We start from the raw sequence: 2,875 nt of genomic DNA, 5'->3' as shown, positions 1-2,875 counted from the left end.
GCCAAGGGGCTGTGGGCGGCTTACCTGAAGAAGTTGGGTGAGAGGGCCGGCGGCAAGCTAGCAGACACGACCTACGAGCATGCGGCAAAGTTATTGAACTGGCTCTGGTCCGGGGACGAACAGCCGCAAGTAAAGGCGCACTACGAGAAGCTGCTCAGTAAAGCCGCCGGTGACTTCGGGATGGAGTTGGCCGGCGCCATTCTTGTACCTGTGCTCATAGAAGCGGCCAAGGGGCTGTGGGCGGCTTACCTGAAGAAGTTGGGTGAGAGGGCCGGCGGCAAGCTAGCAGACACGACCTACGAGCATGCGGCAAAGTTATTGAACTGGCTCTGGTCCGGGGACGAACAGCCGCAAGTAAAGGCGGACTTCGAGAAGCTGCTCAGGAAAGCCGGCGATACGCAAGGGCTGTCCATGCAACAGGTTGACGCACTGATCGCGGCCATGCGCTCTCCTGAGATGAACGCTGCCCTTAAGGCTCAGGCAAAGGACTGATGATCAGGCGCCAGCCGCAGGCACGAGAAGCGCTCCTGCTGAGCCTGGGTGCCGAGATATGGGTTCATGTCGGAGTCTTCGCTGTCATCGCAGTGCCAATCGTCGCTGTCGGCCTGCCAGTCGTGCTGGTGACCTTCGCGACCTACGAGGTGTTCCAGTCAATCGGCGCGCTCTGGAATGGCGCCAAAGATCCTGGAGTTCAAGTCGCATATGGTTGGCTGACGGTATTCGTGGCCGTCCTRCTCCTCGCACGCTTCATTGCTGGCAGCYGCAACGCCGTGCGTGCCGACGCACAGGCGCAGGCCGAGCTGGCGGATCGGGGTCGGCAACCCAAGGGCGTGGCGGGCCAGGTTCTTTGTGAAACTGTCTCCAGGCTCTGGCAGGCGGCGCGCGGCCCTGAGAAGGCTGCTCCGGAAGTTGTCTGGTACAGCGGCTTTCAGGTCGCTGCACACGCGCGCACGGGGGTAGAAGGTGACTGCATCTTCGTGAGTAGTGCTCTATGGGATCGGGTCGCAAAGCGAGACCTCACGGGAGACCTGATTCTGGCTCACGAAATGGGGCACATCGTTCACCGCGACTCGCGCGCGTTCCGCCGCCTGTCCATCATGCTAGGCGGGATTCGTTCGACGCTGGCTCTCAGCAAAGCTTTCGCTGTTGCCGCTTCCGTGGTGATCCTGGTTTCTTTTACCTCGGCAGGTTTGATCCACGGTGAGCCGCGATGGTGGCTCTTGCGACTTGGCGTGGCGACCGTTTCGCTTGCATCGCTTTGCTTCCTACTGCTTGTAATTGGCGACCTGTTCGTTCGACGGTATGCCAGCTTCATCGTTGCGCTGATGGAGGTGCGTGCTGATCTGTGCGCCGCGCTTTGGACGGTGGGACTCGAAAAGTTTGCCAAACATCTAGCTTCCGACGCCGCGCTTCATCGGTCAACGGCAGGGGATTTGGCGCAGTCCTTTCTCTCACCCAACATGACGCATATCTCGGAAAGCGAACGGTTAGCCCTGATTCGGACGCCCGAGCGACTTTTCACGCCGAAGCTGCGCTACTTCGCTTGGTCTGTGGTGTTGGCGCTCTTGCTTCCGCTCAACCCGATCACACCACYCCTGTTAAACGGCGCCGTTGACCATGCGATTCTCGTTTGCACGGTGAGTGCGTTGTATGCCAGCGCCATGACGATGTTGGTGCTGGGTGGGTTCAACTGTCAGCTCGGGTGGAAGCGCGCGGTCGTGCTGGCGACGGCGGCCTGCGGTGCACTCGGCATCACGAGCATCAACTTCTATGAAATCGGCTACCTGCTGACGCACTACGGCATCGCTCTGGCAAATGGCACGGGCTTCAGCCAAGTGACCGTGACACTGACCGAGATGGGAAGTGACACGTTGATCGTTGCGCGGGCCTTGGCCAGGAAAGCTGGCGACGGGCTAAGCGGCTGGTGGTTCTTAGTATCAGTGCCTCTGACGGCTGCTGCGATGAAGATGATTCGTCCAGCGGTGCGCTCGCTGCCGCTGCAGGGCAGCAAGCTAGCGCTGACATTTACGACGGCCGTGACTACGTTCTGCGTCGCACTGATTGCCGGGCGCGATCCACGCCGCAGCGAGTTGTACGACATGATTTTTGGTGAGATTCCTGACGACTGGTGGTTGCTCGTCGAACCAGTGCGCCTTGCCGTGCCCGCATGGGTGGCACTTCTGTCTGTCCTCGTAACAGGCGCATTGTTGAAGCTGGGGACGCGGGAGACTCCCGCTCCCGAGCGGTCAATGGCGCAAAAGCGTGCTGTGGCTGCGGATGTCGATGGGTAGCAGCGGCGCGTAGCTGAGCACGACGGTGCATCGCCGACTCAGTAGCTGCCGCATGGGTCCGAGCTTTGGTACAAGAACGCATGGCCGAAAGCGAGAACCTGGAACCCAAGAGCTCATCCCCAACCCCTCCTGCGGAAGGCGAGCGCCGAGCCATGCGTGGCTACATGGGTCAATACGACCAGGCCGGAGCCGCCATCTATGCGGAGCTTGAGCGCGGGCAGCTGCTATGGGTCGGAGTAGCCGATCGAACCGCTGGCATCGCTGACGACCTCGTTCTAGGTTTGGATGGCCTGGTCATAGGGCACYAATTCAAGACCTCCAGGTTTCCGGCCCCGTTTCGCATCGTCACCCTCCTCACTGGTGCGGAAGGTCTGCTCAAGCCATTGATCGACGCCTGGGAGGGGCTTCGGAAGCTCCATCCTGATTGCCGCGTGCAGATCCGGCTAGTTGTAAGCGACTATCCGTCCGACTCTGACAGCCCAGGCGATGCCATCCCGCCGCATAGCGCCGCTTTCCTGGCCGAGTTCGAGCTTCATGCGCAGAGGTCTATTGATGAGTGGCGGCAGGCAGGATGGGGCCGACTC

Annotated in this window: 3 protein-coding genes; all 3 read left to right on the top strand. The window is 60.8% G+C overall.

Annotated elements, in window-relative coordinates:
- A partial coding sequence (locus AC1DU6_RS25855; protein WP_477860609.1) for a hypothetical protein occupies positions 1 to 492 on the top strand: 492 nt, incomplete at its 5' end.
- On the top strand, positions 492 to 2,291 hold the full coding sequence (locus AC1DU6_RS25850; protein ID WP_477860607.1) for a M48 family metalloprotease: 1,800 nt from the start codon (positions 492 to 494) through the stop codon (positions 2,289 to 2,291). The genes AC1DU6_RS25855 and AC1DU6_RS25850, both read left to right, overlap by 1 nt.
- Before the next feature lie 80 nt (positions 2,292 to 2,371).
- On the top strand, positions 2,372 to 2,875 hold a 504-nt coding region (locus AC1DU6_RS25845; protein ID WP_477860605.1), incomplete at its 3' end, for a hypothetical protein.

Source organism: Roseateles sp. P5_B10 (assembly GCF_056400485.1).
This window is presented reverse-complemented; position numbering and strand designations above follow the sequence as displayed.